This window comes from Kocuria aegyptia, from assembly GCF_039530085.1.
Taxonomy (GTDB): Bacteria; Actinomycetota; Actinomycetes; order Actinomycetales; family Micrococcaceae; genus Kocuria; species Kocuria aegyptia.
Window position 1 is genome coordinate 1 of record NZ_BAAAOA010000014.1, and the last position, 16,326, is coordinate 16,326.

Consider the following 16,326-nt stretch of genomic DNA (forward strand, 5'->3'; position numbering starts at 1 on the left):
CGAAGGCCACGTAGGCGGTCACCAGGAGCATGATCACGCCGAGCACCACCACGATCCGGTCCAGTGCCACACCGGCCCGCTTGCTCACGAACACGCCGACCGCCAGCAGCGCGGTGAGGATCCCGCCCCACGTGGGGTCCAAGCCCAGCAGCGCGTCCAGGCCCAGGCCGCCGCCGGCGGTGTTGCCAATGTTAAAGACCAGCCCGCCGACCGCCACCAGGACCGCGATAAACCAACCGAGGCCCGGCAGCACCCGGTTGCCGAGCTCGTGAGCCTTGAGCCCCGAGACCCCGACGATCCGCCACACGTTCAACTGCACCGCGATGTCGACGACGATGGATACGACGATGGCGAAGGCGAAGGCCGCCCCGAGCTGGACGGTGAAGTTCGCGGTCTGGGTGATGAAACCCGGACCGATGGCGCTGGTGGCCATCAGGAACAAGGCCCCGAGAAGAGCGGACCTGCCCGTATCTTTCAGTCCCGAGGTGGTCTCCTCGGTCTCGGGGGTGCCCCCGGAGGGAGTGGGCGTAGCAGAGCTGGACATGGCGGGGCCTCCTCGGATCCGGAGCGGCGCCGGCACTCCTCGGCCGCGCAGTCGCTCGAGACGTGATCTGAATCACCCCCTCGAGTGTAATGATTGTTGAACAATACATTCAACTGCTGGACGTAATACTTTGGAGAAAATTTGCCCGTCTCTCCGTGGTCGCGGTCTCAGCCCGTCGCAGGTGCCCACCAGGATTCCGACGGAAGCCCCGGGATCTCATCGAGTCCGGATGATCCAGGGCGTCGTTGCGGATCAGGGGACCATTCAGGACTCGATCTACACCTGGGGTCATCAGGACCGACCCAGCAAGGGACTCTGCCCGGGTGTCAGCAACGGTCGAAAAGGGCGCGGTAGCGACGGGGCGATATCTGCATCATCGGCCCCGGGCCGAGACGGCCTCAGATTCTCCGCTGCGGCAGCTCCCGGATCCGCCGGTACAGGGTCGCCCGGGACATCTCGAGGTCGCGGGCGACCTGGGTGACCCCCCCCGGCATCGATCAGGCGCACTGCTGCTCGGATCTGGGAGTCGGTGAAGGTTGGGCGCCTGCCGCCGAGGTCCTTACCGGCGGCCCGGCGTTTGGCCACCGAGTCGGTGACCCGTTCGCGTTTGATCTCCAGCTCCATCTGGGCCAGGGCGGCCTTGACGGTGAAGACCATCGAGCCCATCGAGGTGTGGGTGCCCACATCTACCACACCGAGATCGAGCACCCGCAAACGGAGGCCCCTGCTACGCAGCTGCTCGGAGAAGGCCAGCATGTTCTGCATCGACTGTGATGCCCGCACAGGAACCTCAACTGCACCACCACCATCGGGGTGGGTGTCCGATAGCCGGCCTTATGTAAAGCAACGGGGTTCCTGGTTGCGTCTGTCGTGCTCCGCCCTGGTGGTTACCGCTCTGACGGATGCTCCCATCCGAGCCGCAGGAACTGACACGGCGGCTCCAGGCTTCCTTCCGGTTCACAGCGGTTACAGGCGGGTTGTGGTGGATTGTGGGTCGGGATCGTTGCAGTACGACGCCCCTCGAGCAGGCCCTGACCTGCTCGAGGGGCGTCGCGTCAAAGGGGCGTGGTAGGGGTCAGCCGCGGTGGCGGGTGCGGATCAGGGCGGTCACCCCGGCGGCCAGACCGAGCAGACCGGCCATGAGCCCAACCCATACCAGAGGACCGGTCCCACCGGTGGTGGTGTCCTCGGCGGCGGCGGTGGCCTCGTGAGCGGCCCCGTGACCGCCGGCCTGCGCCTCGGTGATGGTCACCGAGGGGGCGGGGCGTTCGGGCTCCTCCTGGCCCTCGGTGGCCGGCTGGTCCCAGGCGACGGTGCGCCCGTCGGTGTAGGTCTGGGAGACCGGCAGCAGGATCTGCTTGCCCGCCTCCTCCGGCAGCGGACCGACGGAGATGGTGAAGGTCTGGAACTGGCCGGGGTCGATGGCATGCTCCTCATCGGCCGTCCAGATGATGGTCGAGGCCGCCTCGGTGATCTGCCCCGCCCCGGCAGGCACCGGGGTGGCCAGCTTCTCCTCGGTGATCTCGGCCGTCCAGCCCTCCACGGGTTGGGTGCGCACGGAGGCGAAGGGCGTGTCCTCGGGCAGGTCCAGTTCGATCTTGGTGGTGGAGGCGGTGTCGGACTCGGTGGGCACCGAGAAGGTGACCTGGGTGTATCCGCCGGCCGCAGTGGAGGTTGCATTCGCCGTGACGTGGGCGGAGGCCGGGGACAGGCCCAGGGCCATGAGCCCGGCCGTGGCCGCGGCGACGCAGCCGCACCTGCCCAGGCGCGCGGTGAGAGAGGTGTTCGTCATGTGGGGTGTTGCCTTTCATCGGCGCCGTCGTGTTCCGGTGGCGCTGGGGAAACGTCAGGGTCCGCGATGCAGGGCGCCGCGCAGCACCCCGGGTATCACACCCGGTCGATGGCCCGCAGCACCCCTGCTGCCGGGGGGCCCCGCACCCGGTCCCGGCGCAAGCCGCGCCATGCCAGCACAGGTTGCTCCGCGGCCGGCATCAACGACCGTGCCGCGGCGGGAAGACCAGTTGGACGGACGAGGCCGAGCAGTGGTCGCAGCCACTCCAGGGCCAGCCACAAGGCGGCCTCGGCCCGGGTGATCACCAGGGCGATGACCAGCACCGCCAGCACGTGCCCAGCCAGCATGGCCGCCCCGTGTCCCGAGGGGCCGTGATGGCCTGCCTCCAGCACCAACCCGGTCGGGCAGGCAGTGTCCGGGCCCAGATGAGTGCTGTGATGGCTGTCAGGGACCGCAGCGCAGGCAGGAACGGTGGAAGTCAGCAGGAAGGCTTCGTGCAGGCCCCACTGGGCTACTCCGAGAAGCACAAGCAGGGGCCCCAGGGTCAGCCGGCGCCCGCTGGCCCAGGTGACCGGGCCCAGGACTCCTGCTGCCAGACCGATCAGGACGATCAGGGGTGGAAGGCCGCCCCCGCCGGCCAGGTGCCCGACGGCCGCCAGGGCGAGGACGACGGCGGTGACCAGCAACGCACGCGCAAGGCGCAGCGGGGCACGCTGTTCCATTCCCTGCTCCTTGCTCCTAAGTGGTCGCCATCCGGGGTGCCCTGGGCTGGCGGACTTGCCTCAGGGCAGCCCGCCGGCCCGGGGCGTCTTGGGGTTCTCAGCTCCCGTATCCGCGGCTGCCGTCGTCCCCTGCTTGCAGCGCCTCGAGGGGTTCTGCCAGGGCCTGCAGGTAGGAGTTCCGGAATCGTCCGCGCAGCAGCACAACGATCGGGTAGGTGATCCACCAGAGGCCTTTTCCCGGGCCGCTGAGCGAACGCAGAGTGAACCACACCGAGTCGTCCGGGGAGCGTTCGACGATGAAAGCCACTTCCCCGCTGACGGGATGCCCGGCCAGCGTGCCGAAGGCGAAGCCCTTGCGGTGGGGCTCGTCAAGCACGTAGACGACGCGGGTGGGCATGCTGATCGGCAGGGGGCCGAGACGACGGCGCAGCTGCACCGCTGCGCCGGGTGCTACCGGCGGCAACGCCGCCGCGGACCGTCCGTGGGGCGCCGACTCCCCATCGGCGTTGTGGGGGTGACCCAGGGGGACGACGGAGTAGCCCGCCCGGCGCTGGAGGCCCCAGGAGAGGATTTCCTTGCCTGCGTGCTCCCAACGGGCTTGGCCGACTCCGATCTGTACGCGTTCCTGGCTGATCCGGTTCCGGAACGGCGAGGTGCCCCGGTAGTCCTCCACCTGGGTGGCGCCCACCGGTGCGTAGTTGAAGGGTGGTTCTCGGCGTGCTGAGTGGGGCATGGTCAGGTTCTTTCCGGGTAGAGGGAGCAACGGCTGCGCCAGTTCCGAAGGAGTGCGCAGGAGTGTTCGGGGCGGGGAAGTCCTTCTGGGGGTCTGCAGCCCCGTGGCGGGGCGGGGCCCGTGGTCAGACCGCCACTGGTGCGGTGATCGTCGGGTGGTGGCGGTAGTCCTGGATCTCGATGTCCTGCCAGGTGTAGTCGAAGAGCGTGTCGGGTTTCCGGGTGAAGGCCAGGCTGGGAGCGGGGAACGGGGTGCGGGAGAGTTGCTCGCGGACCTGTTGGAGGTGGTTGTCGTAGATGTGGCAGTCCCCGCCGGTCCAGATGAACTCCCCGACGTTGAGCCCCAGCTGCTGGGCCATCATGTGGGTGAGCAGGGAGTAGGCGGCGATGTTGAACGGGACGCCCAGGAACATGTCCGCGCTGCGCTGGTAGAGCTGGCAGGAGAGTTTGCCGGGCCCGTGCTGTTGTGGTTGGACGTAGAACTGGAAGAAGGCATGGCACGGGGGCAGGGCCATGTGCGCCAACTCGGCCACGTTCCACGCCGAGACGATGTGGCGGCGGGAGTGCGGGTCCGTGCGCAGGGAGTCCATCACGGCGGTGATCTGGTCGATGTGCCGGCCATCCGGTGTGGGCCATGACCTCCACTGGACCCCGTAGACCGGTCCCAGTTGGCCGTCCTGGTCCGCCCATTCGTCCCAGATGCTCACGCCTTGCTCCTGCATCCACTCCACGTTGGAGTCCCCGCGCAGGAACCACAGCAGTTCCACGGCCACGGACTTGAAGTGCACCCGTTTGGTGGTGACCAGGGGGAACCCTTGGGTGAGGTCGAAGCGCAGGTGCCGGCCGAACAGGCTGCGGGTCCCGGTGCCGGTGCGGTCGGAGACGGGGGTGCCGTGTTCGAGGACTTCTCGTAGCAGGTCCTCGTATGGGGTGGGGATCATGCGGGGGTCTTTCTGGTCAGCGGTGGCGGGGGCGCAGGTAGGTGCGGCCGGAGGCGTCCTTCTCCATGACGTAGTCCTGCTGGAGGTTATGGTACCACTGCCGGGTCTGCTCACTGGGTTGGTCTTGACCGTGCAGGTTGCGGGGGCTGCGTTGGGCTGGGCCGTAGAAGCGCATCGCGAGGTCGTCGAAGCGGCGGAACCAGCTGCGCCGGGGCTGTGAGTACTCGTGGGGTGTCGGCATCTTTTTCAATGGTGTCTTTCCGGTGATGGCGGGGCGTAGCAGGGGCTGTCCCCTGCTACGCCCCGCGGATGACCGAGGTGGTCAGTAGGCGACGGCGAACCGCTGGCGGGAGTGGGCCGGGGTCTCGATCTCGTCGAGGATCGCTACGGCGTAGTCCTCGGCCGAGATGGCGCTGTCACCGGCCTCGTTGGTGATCAACTCCTCGGCGGCGGTGCGGTAGTTGCCGGTGCGCTCACCGGGGGCGATCTGGGCGGCGGGGCTGAGGTTGGTCCAGTCCACGTCGGTCACGGTGCGGTAGTACTCCAGCGCGTCGCCGTGGGCGTGCATGATCTGCAGCAGCGCTTCGGGCAGACCCGGGGTGTCCCAGACCTGGCCGCCGTCGGGGGTGTGCAGGGAGCCGGCGCCGCCGACGACGACCAGGCGCGGGGCCTGCTCCCCCAGGGTGCGCAGGCCCTCGACCAGCGCGCGGGCGGCCAGGGTGATGGTGGCCAGGTGACCGGGCCCGTCCCCACCGCCCACGGCGCTGACCACCACGTCCTGGCCCTGGGCGACGGCAGACACCGAGGCCGGGTCCAGGACGTCACCGGTGGTGACCTTCAGGCGCGGGTCGGCGTCGGTGAGCTTGGCGGGGTCGCGGAGAACGGCGGTGACGGTGTGGCCGCGCTCCAGGGCCTCGGTGACGATGCGGGAGCCGATGGTGCCGGTGGCACCGAGAACAGCGATGTTGACCATGAAGGGGTGTCCTTTCGGGGAACAGGGTGGGGTGGGGAAATCAGGAAGCGGCGGGCGCCAGGTGCGCGCCCAGAGCCGCGGTGAGGGCCTGGGCCGATGCGACCGGCCCGCCCAGGCGGTGCACCCCGGTGGTGGTGTGCAGCAACAGGGTCGGGTACTGGCTTACGCCCAGACGGCGCAGTGCCCGGAAGTCCTCCTGCGCCTCGGCCCGGGTGGCCGGATGCGCGTAGGCCTCCGTGACGGCGTCGACGTCGAGATCGTGCTCGACGGCGATGGAGCGGTACACCGCCGCATCCCGCAGGTCGCGGCCCTGCAGGTACCAGGCGTCCTGGATCGCGGCGGCGAACTCCACGGCCCGTTCGGGGGCCTGTCGGCGCAGGGCCACCAGGCCGGTGGCCGCGGCGGTGGAGTCCATGACCGTGGTGCCCTCGGTGAGCATCCGCTGATACGGGTCGCCGAAGGCCACACCGGTGAGCGCGGCGATGCGCTCATTGGCGGCCGGGATGTGCGGGTAGTTGCCGATCGGCCCGGCCGCCGGACCGGTGAACAGGCCTCCGGAGAGCACCCGCAGCTGGATCCGATCGGCGTTGGCGGCCGCGAAGCCGTGCAGCGCCGGGGCGAATCCGTAGCACCAGCCGCAGTAGGCGTCGAAGGCGTAGGTGAGCTCAACTCGAGTCATGAAGGTCTCCTCCAATGGTTGTTCCGGGCCACGCGCCTGCGCACTTCCGCCATGCCTGGTGGCGGCTCGCCCCGGTGATTAATTACCAATCTAGGGAAGAGCCCTCGGGTGATCGAGGTACAGTGACGACTCATCATGGTGAAAAAAGGACACGTTGAGGTTCAGCAGATCCACTACCGACCCCCCGGCCAGGACGCCGGCGGGATCGAGGTGATGTCGTTGGCCCAGCTGCACCAACGGATGCAGCGCCGCCCGGGCCTGGCGAGGGCGCAGCGCCTGAACTTCCACCAGCTGCTCACCGTGGAGCAGGGGATGGTGCGGCACATGGTCGACTTCACCGACTACACCGCCACCCCCGGAGCGTGGTTGTGGGTGCGTCCGGGCCAGGTGCAGCACTTCCGGGACCTGACCACCGGATCGGGGTGGCTGGTGCTCTTCCAGCCCGGGGTCCTGGACACAACGACCTCCGCCCAGACGCGGCTGGATGATCCGTTCGGCCGCGTCCACCGGGACCTGGCCGGGGAGGACGCCACGGCCATGGAGGAGGCACTGGGCCACCTCGTCCACGAGTACGAGGCCACGACCCCGCTTCCTGCGCCGCTGCGGGCCCGCATCCTCCAGCATCTGCTGGCCGTGGTGATGCTGCGACTGACCCACCAGGCCACACCGATCGGCAGCCCCGCCCCCGAGCACACCGAAGCCTTCCTGCGCTTGCGCACCGCCGTGGAGGAACACTTCACCCGCACCCGCCACGTCAACGACTACGCCCGGATCCTGGGCTACTCCCCCCGCACCCTCACCCGCGCCACCACGGCCGCCGCCGGTGTAGGCGCCAAGGAGTTCATCGACCACCGGGTCGTCCTGGAAGCACGCCGGCTCCTGGCCCACGGAGACGATCCCATCAACCGCGTCGCCGACCGGCTCGGCTTCGACGATGCCAGCAACTTCGTCAAGTACTTCACCCAGCGCGCCGGCATCACCCCCTCAGCATTCCGCCGTCAATTCCAGGCCAGCTAGGAAATATTGCCCGACCCCGCTGTAGGTCGCACCAGAGGCAACCAGCTAACCGGCAACACGGCAGCGCGAGGGTTGCGGCAAAATATTGACCAGACCGCAAGGGCCAACATATCCTTTGGCAAGGACTGATATATCAAAGACCCGCACATTTCCCCGCCTACCCTTACTGACGGCAGGGACACTCGAACGCCCGCTTCCCTATTTCGGAAGACGACATCCACCAGGCTCCGACAGCATGGAAATATTCATCTGCCCGGAAGACCTGCTCTTCAGCAACCCAGATGATAAAAATGCCTTATCTTGACGATCGGCACCGCACCATACGACAGTCCCCGGACAGGTCTTATGCTCTGGAGGTGGCGGGGAAAGACATCGCACAAGTCGAGGCCGCCAAAGCAGAAATCCCACCGGGGACACCGATCAACATCGCGTTCCTCGGAAACGAGGATCATGCCCAACGCATCAACGCTGCACGAGTTATACGCGCGTGCGGATTCGATCCCGTCCCCATCATTTCCTCACGCCGCTTGCACTCCGAACAAGACCGCGATGACCTCCTCGACGCCCTGAGCGCAGCGGCTGCACCGGCCCGGGTCATCCTGGTGGGCGGCGATCCGACGGTCCCGGCCGGTCCCTTCGAGGACTCGCTGGCCCTCCTGGGAAGCGGCCTCCTGGAACGCCATTCCATTCGCCAGGTGGGGATCGTGGGCTATCCGGAAGGACACCCGAAGATCGACACCGACACGCTCTGGCGCTGTTTGAAATGGAAGGTCGAATTTCTCCAGGACGCAGGCTGCTCGGTCGAGATCACCACGCAGTTCGGATTTGACGCCGATGCCGTCGTGCAATGGATGACGCGATTGCGCCACGAAGGAATCGACACACCCGTGCGCATTGGCGTGCCGGGACCGGCCAGCGTCGGAAAACTCCTAAGATACGCCCAGCGATTTGGCGTGGAACCATCGGCGGCCACCGCCCGACGGTACGGACTGTCCACGGCCGAACCTGATCGGCGAGTCGGCCCTGAAAGGTATTGGGATCAACTCACGACCGGGCTGGAAGGCGGGGATTTCGGAATCGTTCTTTATCACCTTTATCCATTCGGCGGGATGCTGGAAGGCGTTCGTTGGATGAACCGCCAAATGTCGAGCCTCTACGGCCCGTCACCCACTACATGAGCATTCTGCTGTACCTGTGGGGGAAGTACATGCGGTTGAGCAACACGCCTTAACGACCCCAAAAGCAACTATGACTGTCCGGCCCGGGGCAGGGCCTCCTCGGCGGCGACCCAGCCGAGCATCGCGCACTTGACCCGGGCCACGAACCGGGAGACCCCGGCGAAGGCGGCGGCGTCGCCGAGGACCTCCTCGTCGGGGACCACGGTGCCGCGGGACCGCAGCAGCTCCCGGAACGCCCCGATCAGCTCCAGTAGCTCGGCCCGGGTCATCCCGGGGGCGGTCTCGGCCAGCACGGAGGCCGCGGCCATGGAGATCGAGCAACCCGCCCCCTCCCAGCTGAGCCGCTCCACCACCGGCTCCGCGCCTCCGGCGCCGGTCGCGAGCTCAACGCGCACGGTGATCTCGTCGCCGCAGGTGGGGTTGTACTGGTGGGACTCCCCGGCCCCGTGCCCGGGCGCCGGGGCGGTCAGGCCCTCGCCGGTCCGCCGCTTGGCGTGGTCGAGGATGACCTCCTGGTAGAGCGCGTCCAGGCCGTTCACCGGGTGCTCCCCACGCGGAAGTAGGTGCGGACCCCGGCGAGCTCGGCCAGGAACCGGTCCACGTCCTCGGCGGTGGTGTAGAGGTAGCCGCTGGCCCGGGTGGAGGCCGTCAGCCCCAGCGCCCGGTGCAGCGGCTGGGCGCAGTGATGACCCACCCGCACCGCCACCCCCGCGACGTCGAGGACCTGACCGACGTCGTGGGCGTGCACCCCGGCCACGTCCACCGCGGCCAGCCCCACCCGCTCCGTGCCCGGGGGCGGGCCGATCAGCCGGACCCCCTCTAGCTGGGCGAGCCCGGCCGCGAGCCGCTGCCCCAGCTCGCGCTCGTGGGCGGCGACCCGCTCCATCCCGATGCCCTGCAGGTACTCCACGGCCGCGGCCAGGGCCACGGCCTGACTGATGCGCTGGGTGCCGGCCTCGAACCGGGTGGGGGCCGGCAGGTACCGGGCGGACTCCATCGTGACTTTGGTGATCATGGATCCGCCGGTGAGGAACGGCGGCATCGCGTCCAGCATCTCGGCGCGCCCCCACAGTGCCCCGATGCCGGTGGGCCCGAGCATCTTGTGCCCTGAGAACACCGCGAAGTCCACCCCCAGGGCCGGGAAGTCCACCGGCAGGTGCGGCACCGACTGGCAGGCGTCCAGCACCGTCAAGGCGCCCACCTCCCGGGCCAGGCCCACCAGGTCCGCGACGTCGGTGATCGCGCCGGTGACGTTGGAGACGTGGGAGAAGGCCAGCACCCGGGTCCGTTCCCCGATCACCTGCCGGGCGGCCTCGTGGTCGAGCAGCCCGGTCTCGTCCACGGGGATCCAGCGCAGGGTCGCCCCGGTGCGGGCGGCCAGCTCCTGCCACGGGATGAGGTTGGCGTGGTGCTCGGCCTCGGTGGTGACGATCTCATCACCCGGGCCCAGCCGGAAGCGGGCGGCCGCGTCTCCCCCGCGACCGGCCGCGGCGTTGGAGAAGGCGTAGGCGAGCAGGTTGATCGCCTCGGTGGCGTTGGAGGTCCACACCAGCTCCCGCTCGGTGGCCCCCACGAAACCGGCCACCACCTGGCGGGCCTCCTCGTAGGCGTCGGTGGCCTCCACGGCCAGGGAATGCGCTCCGCGGTGGACCGCGGCGTTACGGTGCAGGTAGAACTCCCGCTCGGCGTCCAGCACGGCCAGGGGCTTCTGGGAAGTGGCCCCCGAGTCGAGATAGACCGCCGGGCTGTTCGTCAGCAGCGGGAAGTCCTCCCGCAGCGCACGCACCTCGGAATCGGTCAGGGGCGCAACGGGGAGGGCAGTCGAGGAGGTCACTGGGGGTTCTCCGGGGAGGTGGCCGGACCGTCCTCGGGGCGGCGGGGCCGTAGGTAGGTGCGGCCGGTGGCGTCCTTCTCCGTGACGTACTCCTGCTGGAGGTTCTGGTACCACGCCTTGGTCTGCTCGCTGGGCTGGTCCTGGCCCCGCAGGTCCCGGCGGCTGCGCGCGGCCGGCCCGTAGATGCGCATCGACAGGTCGTCGAAGCGCCGGAAGAGGCTGCGCTTGGGTGGGACGGGCTCGTTGTTGTCGGGGCGGGGTCGCTTGCTCATGGTCTTCCTCGTACTAGGTCGTCGTGGTCGGTGGGCCGATGGGCCCTCCGGGTGCGCGGTGGGCGTTCGTCCGCTCAGGCCCGCACCGGCTGTTCCGCCGGTGCGCGGGTCTCCCCGCTCGTGGCGTGCACGGAGGTGCGGGGTGTCTCGTCCACGGTCAGGGTGAAGACGTCGGGTCGGGCGTAGTGCCCGACGGTGTCGAGGTCGAATCTCGCCCGGGTCAGCTCGTCCAGGTCCACCTCGGCGACCAGCACGCCCTCGGTGCCGCGCAGCGGTCCGGCCAGCACCTCGCCCAGCGGGGAGACGATGGTGGAGCCTCCGTCGATCAAGACCGTCTGCGGGTCCTCGCCCTGGACGGGGTGGACGTCTCCGGGCAGGTCCGCCCGGGCGAGGAACTGGTTGGCACTGAGCACGAAGCACCTCCCCTCCAGGGCAATGTGGGTCATGCTGGCCTGCCACTGCTCGCGGTCATCCACCGTCGGAGCGCACCAGATCTGCACGCCCTTGGCGTACATCGCCTGACGGAACAGCGGCATGTAGTTCTCCCAGCAGATGGCCGCCCCCAGCACCCCCACCGCGGTGGCCACCGCCGGCATGGTCGATCCGTCGCCCTGGCCCCACAGGTAGCGTTCGGCGGCGGTGGGCATGAGCTTGCGGTGGGTGGCCACCAGGCCCTCGGCCGGGGTGAAGAACAGCACGGTGCAGTACAGGGTGGACCCGTCGCGCTCGATGGCCCCGACCACCAGGTGGGTGCCCAGCTCGGCGGCCAGCCCGGCCAGGCGATCGGTCTCGGGCCCGGGCACCGCCACGGCCGCATCCGAGTAGCGGCGGAACAGCTCCCGCCCCTCCGGGGCGCGGGAGCCGACGGTGATCCCGAAGTCCAGGCCCTTGGGGTAGCCGCCGACAAACGCTTCGGGCAGCACGATCAGCTCCGCCCCTTGGGACGCGGCCTCGCGGATGTAGTGCTCGGCCTTCGCGAGGGTGGCTGCGGTGTCGAACAGGACGGAACCGGCCTGGACGACGGCCACTCTCACAGATGTCATACCCAAAATTGTCCTCCCCACTCCATCAGAAGGGAAACTAATATGGGCGATGATGACCATCGACGAACGTGATTTCCGGAGTGTGGACCTCAATCTGCTGGTGACCTTCGAGGTGCTCATGCGCGAACGCCACGTCACCCACACCGCCCACGCCCTGGGCATCAGCCAGGCCGCCGCCAGTGCGGCCCTGGCCCGGCTGCGCCGGCTCTTCGACGACGAGCTGTTCACCCGCACCAAGGACGGAATGGCCCCCACCCCGAAGGCCAAGGAGATCGCCCCGCGCATCCGGTGGGCGCTGCGGGAACTGTCCGGGGTGCTGTTCGAGGAACCCGTCTTCGACCCCGCCGCCGGCGACCGGGCGTTCGTGCTGGCCATGTCCGACGACATCGAGGCCCGCATGCTGCCCCGGATGCTCCAGTACCTGCAGGCGGAGAAGCTGGGAGTGTCTGTGCTGGTGCGCCAGTCCAACCGCTACACCGTCGAGTCCCTGCTGACGGAGGGTTCCGTGGATCTGGCCATCGGGGCCCTGCCCGGGTTGGCCGAGAGTTTTCAGCGGGAGGAGTTGTTCTCCTCCGGCTATGCCTGCCTCTACGACGGGCGCCGCTTGGGGCTGGGCACCCCGCTGGGGCTGGAGGACTACCTGGCCATGCCGCACCTGTTGGTCTCCTACGACGGGCGGCGCGGGATCGTCGATGATCTGCTCGAGGCCCGCGGGCTGCGTCGGCGGATCATCGGGTCCACCACCCACTTCTCCGGGGCGTTGACCCCCTTGAAGACTGCCGACGTGGTGGTCACCCTGCCGCGCCACGCCGCCGAGGCCTTCGCCGCGACCACCGACCTCGTCCTCTCCGAGCCCCCCATCCCGTTCCCCCGGTTTACGGTCTCGATGGCCTGGACCCCCCAGCGCGAGAACGATCCGGCCCAGCAGTGGCTGCGCGGTTTCATCCGCGATTGCCTCGGCAGCTGACGCGTCTCACCAGCACTCTCCGCCCCTCGGGCCTCCCAGGAGCGGCAACTCAGGCAGTAGGCATTGGAAGCTCGCGGATGCGCCGGTAGAGGGTGGCCCGGGACATGCCGAGGTCGCGGGCGACCTGGGTGGCCGGTTCCCCGGACTCGATCAGGCGCAGGGCGTTGCGGATCTGGGAGTCAGTGAAGGTCTGGCGTCGCCCGCCGAGGTCCTTGCCGACGGCCCGGCGTTTGGCCACCGAGTCGGTGATCCGCTCCCGCTTGATCTCCAGCTCCATCTGGGCCAGGGCGGCCATCACGGTGAAGACCATTGAGCCCATCGGAGTATGGGTGTCCACATCTCCCCCACCCAGGTTCAGCACCCGCAACCCCGCACCCCTGCCCCGCAGCGCCTCGGCGAAGACCAGCATGTTCTGCGTCGACCGCCCCAACCGGTCCAACGTGGTGATCACCAGAGTGTCACCCTCCTCGAGCGCTGCCACCGCCCGGCCGAACTCCGGACGCGACGCGCGTTTCCAGACACTCCATGATCGACATAGAGGTCATCGCGCTGCACGCTGGCATGTAGGAGATCAGACACTTGGCGATCTGCGTCCTGCTGCCGCGTCGACACTCGGACATACCCGATCAGCTTCCCCAAGTCCACCCCTATGTGTCTCGCAACTAACGTTGAGTAGCTGATTCTAGGGGCGTGGATAAAGCACATAGATGCAAGACATGCTCCACCGCGGAAACATGCGCGCGCAGAATCTTTGGACGAGACGTCTCGCATCCCTTGGCTTCCAAGGCATACAGCGGTCACTGTCGCGACTGTCGCTTCCAGTCATCGGCAAGGTCAAGAAGAGTGACACATCGAGCGCGACGGGAGTACCTTCCAAGGGTGGAGTTTGTCGAGGCGGATGGGCTCAAGATCGCCTACGAGCGGGTCGGTGAAGGCCCTCCTCTGGTCTTTGTCCATGGCGCGGCCGAGGACAGTCGCATCTGGCAACCGCAGCTTGCTGGCCTGGCCGACGAGTTCACAGTCATTGCCTGGGACGAGCCAGGGGCCGGCCGGTCCTCAGACCTGCCGGAGGGCTTCGCCTTGGCGGGCTTCGCGGACGGACTCGCGGCGCTGATCGAGACGCTTGAACTTGGTCCTGCGCATATCGCCGGCCTGTCCTGGGGCGGCACCGTGGTGCTCGAGTTCTACCGCCGTCATCCTGGGCTCGTCGCGACCCTGATCATGATCGACACCTACGCCGGCTGGAAGGGATCGCTGCCCCTGGACGAGGTAAGAGCGCGGGTTGCCGGCGCCCGCCGGATGCTCACCGGGCCGCTCGAGGACTTCGATCCCACGCTCCCGGGGCTCTTCGCCAACGATCCGCCGGCGAAGTTCGTGCCTTTGCTCGCCGCCATCGCCGCCGATGTCCGCCCCGCCACCCTCGAGCACGAGCTGGCCATCATGGCTGAGACCGACCTGAGCGATCTGCTGCCTCACATCGCCGTCCCCACCCTGTTGATCTGGGGAGACTTGGATGTTCGCTCGCCGCTCAGAATCGCCCGCCAGTTCCAGGAAGCGATCCCGGAAACGGAGCTCTTCGTGATCGAGGGCGCAGGACACATGAGCAATCTCGAGCGGCCTGAGCAGGTCAACGATGTCGTGCGCGAGTTCTGTCGCACCCACTCGTCGCGAACAGGATAATGACGTAGACAACCTCGAGGCGGCCGGGCCGTGACCTCTCACCTGTCCAACGGTCAGCTCGTGCGTGGCAAGGGCCACCCCGGATCCCAATGGTTCGGCTTTCCTATGACAGTCCTGGACTCGCACCGTCACAGCGAGAGCCTCGGGGAGGGCTGGACCGGCGGTGTGGAAGACTCCAGCCCACCCGCGGTGCGCCTCCGATCCCAGGACCAGCACAGGGTCGATCACGACCCCGAATCACCCCAGGACCGGGCCCGCCGGCAGGAACTCCAGCAACGCGGCCAGTCGCTGCTGCGGGACGGGAAGACGAGGCAGGCCACCGAGGCTGACGGCGGCCTCGAGAACAACGCCCCCCGTGCCACGGGGACCCGTCCCATGACCCGGCACCACGCACCGGTGTCGCCGGTGGGCGTTAACGGTCCAGCGTGCGGCTCGGTGTCGTTCCGTAGAGCTGTTGGTAGTACTGGGCGAAGCGGCCCGGGTGGGTGAAGCCCCACCGGGCGGCGATCGCCTTCACGGTGTCCCCGGCCTGGGGATCAGCGGCTTGCAGGTCGCGGTGGGCCGCATCCAGCCGTGCCCGGCGCAGGTACTGTCCGGGGGTCAATCCCAGCGGGTGGTTGGCGCGAAAAGCCCGCACCAGGGCCTTCGTGGTCGTGCCCGCCGCCCGGGCCGCGTCCTCCACGGTGACCGGCTCCGGGGCGTGGTCGTCGAAGAACTGGACCGCGATCCGATACCGCTGGGACTGGGCCTCCATGGACAGATACCGCCCCTGGCGGTCCCCGAGCAGCGGAAAGCACTCCAGCAGGCCCACGCTCAGGTGGCGGGCCAGCTCGGCCCGCACCAACGGTTCGGCGAAGGCCTCTGAGTCCCGCACACCGGCCCCGTAACGGATCAACCCTGACCAGTACCGTCCCAGCTGGGCACTGAGCGGGGCCGAGGACGCGAAGCCCACCGGGGCCTCGGTGCCGTAGACGGTGTCGGCCGTGGCTTGCACCAGATCCACCGGTAGATGCGCCATGGTCACATCCACGTCCTGGGCCACCACCAGGGACGGGTGCTCGGGGCGGAACAGCACCGAGGACCCCGCCGCCGCGTTGCCAGTCTCCCCGCGGATCCGCCAGTCATACCGGGCGGCTTGCACGTGGGCCACCGTGAACACCTCGGTGTCGCCCCACATGGAAATCGTCCCGCCCACATGCACCGATGACACAGCGATCTGCTCATCCCCGGCCCGGGAGAGGCTGTAGGAGAAGTCCGGATCGGTGGAGCTGTAGCCGAACCGCAGCCCGGTCCGCTCCCCGAGCACGGAAAGCACCTCCGGGTCGGTGATCACCAGCTCGTGGCGGAACATCTCACCCATGAACCAGTTCCCTCTTCCACCACAGGAACCGTTCCACCAGGCTCCGCTCTCCAAGGCCATTGCGCGGCCCCGCCACAAGGCCCGCATCATTGTGACCCGACCCCCCAGCGTTGTCCACGTCTCAGAGACGGGAATTGAGGCGCCACACCCCTCGTGCGGCCCCCACCACCGGGCACGGAGCCGGGGCCGTGGCCGCCGGCTGCCCGACAGCACTGGCAGCCCACGACGCCACCGTCGCCCAGGACTCCCTCCCGTCCCACGATGCACAGCGCCTCCAAGAGGTCTCGACCATGGTCCCGGCCAGACACCTCTTCAGGAGGGTGCTCGACGGCTTCGAGGACCAGACCTCCAGGCCCACCGCTGACCGGTCCCGCCCCGGACCCGGGAAGAAGGAGATCTTCCGCGATGACCCATCTCGCCCCGCCTGCCCAGGGCCACGAATCAGTCCCGCCACCGGCATCGACGCCAACCGTTGGGGGCCTATTACAGTGACGGCCATGGGGAAACTGCTCTACGAGGACATGATCCCAGCTCGGGCCATTGACGCTCCGGATGAGTTCATCGCCGAACGCTCCCCGGCGCTGGAGCAGCT

At 68.5% G+C, this 16,326-nt stretch carries 17 protein-coding genes and 3 pseudogenes; 4 read left to right on the forward strand and 16 right to left on the reverse strand.

The window, feature by feature from the left end:
* From ABD220_RS05445 to ABD220_RS05485, 9 genes and pseudogenes are all read right to left on the reverse strand, one after another.
* Window positions 1-544, reverse strand: a pseudogene (locus tag ABD220_RS05445) (hypothetical protein); the annotation flags it as partial.
* A 398-nt stretch (window positions 545-942) separates the two neighbouring features.
* Window positions 943-1,324, reverse strand: a pseudogene (locus ABD220_RS05450) (recombinase family protein); the annotation flags it as partial.
* Between the two features lie 295 nt (window positions 1,325-1,619).
* Window positions 1,620-2,336 carry a YcnI family copper-binding membrane protein gene (locus tag ABD220_RS05455; protein ID WP_344120523.1) on the reverse strand — a complete coding sequence of 239 codons (717 nt, stop codon included), beginning with the start codon at window positions 2,334-2,336 and terminating at the stop codon, window positions 1,620-1,622.
* 95 nt (window positions 2,337-2,431) lie between these two features.
* Entirely contained in the window at window positions 2,432-3,058 is a 627-nt protein-coding gene (locus ABD220_RS05460) for a hypothetical protein (RefSeq protein WP_344120525.1), read from the reverse strand.
* A 97-nt stretch (window positions 3,059-3,155) separates the two neighbouring features.
* A complete protein-coding gene (locus tag ABD220_RS05465) occupies window positions 3,156-3,791 on the reverse strand; it encodes a DUF1990 domain-containing protein (protein ID WP_344120526.1) in 636 nt (211 codons plus the stop codon).
* 124 nt (window positions 3,792-3,915) lie between these two features.
* Window positions 3,916-4,731, reverse strand: a complete 816-nt coding sequence (locus tag ABD220_RS05470) for a thymidylate synthase (protein ID WP_344120527.1) — start codon at window positions 4,729-4,731, stop codon at window positions 3,916-3,918.
* 16 nt (window positions 4,732-4,747) lie between these two features.
* The gene (locus ABD220_RS05475; protein ID WP_344120529.1) at window positions 4,748-4,972 is read right to left on the reverse strand and encodes a hypothetical protein; all 225 of its coding nucleotides are present in this window, start codon (window positions 4,970-4,972) and stop codon (window positions 4,748-4,750) included.
* Between the two features lie 81 nt (window positions 4,973-5,053).
* Window positions 5,054-5,704, reverse strand: a complete 651-nt coding sequence (locus ABD220_RS05480; protein WP_344120531.1) for an NAD(P)-dependent oxidoreductase — start codon at window positions 5,702-5,704, stop codon at window positions 5,054-5,056.
* Between the two features lie 40 nt (window positions 5,705-5,744).
* A complete protein-coding gene (locus ABD220_RS05485; protein WP_344120533.1) occupies window positions 5,745-6,383 on the reverse strand; it encodes a DsbA family protein in 639 nt (212 codons plus the stop codon).
* Between the two features lie 219 nt (window positions 6,384-6,602).
* Here ABD220_RS05485 and ABD220_RS05490 point away from each other — a divergent pair, with 219 nt between their 5' ends.
* Together ABD220_RS05490 and ABD220_RS05495 are read left to right on the forward strand one after the other, a co-directional pair.
* Entirely contained in the window at window positions 6,603-7,400 is a 798-nt protein-coding gene (locus tag ABD220_RS05490; RefSeq protein WP_344120535.1) for a helix-turn-helix domain-containing protein, read from the forward strand.
* 290 nt (window positions 7,401-7,690) lie between these two features.
* Complete coding sequence (locus ABD220_RS05495) at window positions 7,691-8,578, forward strand: methylenetetrahydrofolate reductase (RefSeq protein WP_344120536.1); 888 nt, start codon at window positions 7,691-7,693, stop codon at window positions 8,576-8,578.
* 68 nt (window positions 8,579-8,646) lie between these two features.
* Here the strand turns inward: ABD220_RS05495 and sufU are convergent, their stop codons facing one another.
* The 4 genes from sufU to ABD220_RS05515 form a co-directional block, all read right to left on the reverse strand.
* A complete protein-coding gene (gene sufU, locus ABD220_RS05500; protein ID WP_344120537.1) occupies window positions 8,647-9,117 on the reverse strand; it encodes a Fe-S cluster assembly sulfur transfer protein SufU in 471 nt (156 codons plus the stop codon).
* A complete protein-coding gene (locus ABD220_RS05505; RefSeq protein ID WP_344120538.1) occupies window positions 9,114-10,412 on the reverse strand; it encodes an aminotransferase class V-fold PLP-dependent enzyme in 1,299 nt (432 codons plus the stop codon). Before ABD220_RS05505 ends, sufU begins: the two co-directional genes overlap by 4 nt.
* The gene (locus tag ABD220_RS05510; protein WP_344120540.1) at window positions 10,409-10,684 is read right to left on the reverse strand and encodes a hypothetical protein; all 276 of its coding nucleotides are present in this window, start codon (window positions 10,682-10,684) and stop codon (window positions 10,409-10,411) included. The genes ABD220_RS05505 and ABD220_RS05510 overlap by 4 nt, the downstream gene beginning before the upstream one ends.
* 74 nt (window positions 10,685-10,758) lie before the next feature.
* The gene (locus ABD220_RS05515) at window positions 10,759-11,727 is read right to left on the reverse strand and encodes a nitrilase-related carbon-nitrogen hydrolase (protein ID WP_344120542.1); all 969 of its coding nucleotides are present in this window, start codon (window positions 11,725-11,727) and stop codon (window positions 10,759-10,761) included.
* Window positions 11,728-11,779: 52 nt separating this feature from the next.
* Here ABD220_RS05515 and ABD220_RS05520 point away from each other — a divergent pair, with 52 nt between their 5' ends.
* On the forward strand, window positions 11,780-12,694 hold the full coding sequence (locus ABD220_RS05520) for a LysR family transcriptional regulator (RefSeq protein ID WP_344120544.1): 915 nt from the start codon (window positions 11,780-11,782) through the stop codon (window positions 12,692-12,694).
* Window positions 12,695-12,743: 49 nt separating this feature from the next.
* On the opposite strand, the gene ABD220_RS18045 is transcribed toward ABD220_RS05520, so the two are convergent.
* Both ABD220_RS18045 and ABD220_RS18050 read right to left on the reverse strand, forming a co-directional pair.
* On the reverse strand, window positions 12,744-12,989 hold the full coding sequence (locus tag ABD220_RS18045; RefSeq protein WP_425552516.1) for a helix-turn-helix domain-containing protein: 246 nt from the start codon (window positions 12,987-12,989) through the stop codon (window positions 12,744-12,746).
* Window positions 12,966-13,465 (reverse strand): annotated as a pseudogene (locus ABD220_RS18050) (recombinase family protein); the annotation flags it as partial. The gene ABD220_RS18045 and the pseudogene ABD220_RS18050, both read right to left, overlap by 24 nt.
* Window positions 13,466-13,573: 108 nt before the next feature.
* Here ABD220_RS18050 and ABD220_RS05530 point away from each other — a divergent pair.
* Window positions 13,574-14,374 (forward strand): alpha/beta fold hydrolase, encoded by an 801-nt coding sequence (locus ABD220_RS05530; protein WP_344120545.1) that lies wholly within the window; start codon window positions 13,574-13,576, stop codon window positions 14,372-14,374.
* Between the two features lie 412 nt (window positions 14,375-14,786).
* On the opposite strand, the gene ABD220_RS05535 is transcribed toward ABD220_RS05530, so the two are convergent.
* Complete coding sequence (locus tag ABD220_RS05535; protein WP_344120547.1) at window positions 14,787-15,734, reverse strand: helix-turn-helix transcriptional regulator; 948 nt, start codon at window positions 15,732-15,734, stop codon at window positions 14,787-14,789.
* Window positions 15,735-16,326: the final 592 nt, after the last annotated feature.